The organism is Spirillospora sp. NPDC046719 (genome assembly GCF_040645715.1).
Taxonomy (GTDB): domain Bacteria; phylum Actinomycetota; class Actinomycetes; order Streptosporangiales; family Streptosporangiaceae; genus Spirillospora.
In genome coordinates, this window is the sequence record NZ_JBEYYT010000937.1 from 1 (window position 1) to 1,102 (window position 1,102).

General features: G+C 76.1%; 1 protein-coding gene. It reads right to left on the minus strand.

The annotated features are described in order from the left end of the window. The coding region (locus ABZ914_RS51700; protein WP_500201859.1) for an LUD domain-containing protein at positions 1–1,102 on the minus strand (1,102 nt) is incomplete at both ends.

A 1,102-nucleotide genomic window follows, 5' to 3' on the forward strand; every position in this document is an offset into this window, starting at 1 on the left:
CGTCGCCCGGGGTGACGCCCGTCCACGACGACACGTACGGCGTCATCGGCGCACCGGACGACGAGCGCGGCAGCAGCTGGAGCAGCACCTCCGGGATGTCGATCTTCACCGGGCAGACGTCCGCGCAGGCGCCGCAGAGCGTCGAGGCGAACGGCAGCGACGCCTCGGCGGCCCGCTCCACCCCGCGCAGCTGCGGGGTGAGGATCGCGCCGATCGGCCCGGCGCGGACCGGCCCGTACGGGGCCGGCCCAGTCCGCTCGTAGACGGGGCAGACGTTCAGGCAGGCCGAGCAGCCGATGCAGCGCAGCGCGGCGCGCCCGACCTCGTCGGCGAGGGCCTTCGTGCGGCCGTTGTCGAGCAGCACGAGATGGAACTCGCGGGGCCCGTCGCCCGGGGTGACGCCCGTCCACGACGACACGTACGGCGTCATCGGCGCACCGGACGACGAGCGCGGCAGCAGCTGGAGCAGCACCTCCAGGTCGGCCCAGGTCGGGACCACTTTCTCGATGCCGGCGACGGAGATCAGCGTGTCCGGCAGCGTCAGGCACATCCGGCCGTTGCCCTCCGACTCCAGCAGCACGACCGTGCCGGTCTCCGCCACCAGGAAGTTCGCGCCGGTGACCGCGACGCGCGCGCCGAGGAACCGCTCGCGCAGGTGCAGCCGCGCCGCCTCGGCGAGCGCGGCGGGATCGTCGGACAGACCCCCGGCGGCGCCGGGGAGCCGCCGGACGAACAGCTCGCGGATCCGGGCGCGGTCGCTGTAGGGCGCCGCTGACGCCGGCCCCGCCGGGTCGTCCTCGCCGAGCCGGGCGACCAGCTCGGCGAACCCGGTCTCCCGGACCGTGACGCCCGCGCGGGCCAGCGCCCCGTTCAGCCCGATCTCCCGGGTGACCGCCGACGTCGACTTGACGACCTCGGACGCCCCGGCGGCCCGCACCAGGCCGGTAACGATCCGGCGCGCCTCGGCCGCGTCGGCCGCCCAGTGCACGCGGCCGCCCGCCTCGGTGACGGCCCGCTCGAGCTCCTCCAGATGCGCGTCGAGCGCGAGCAGCGTCGCGTCCTTGACGGCCCGGCCCGCGTCGCGCAGGTCCTCCCAGTCGGC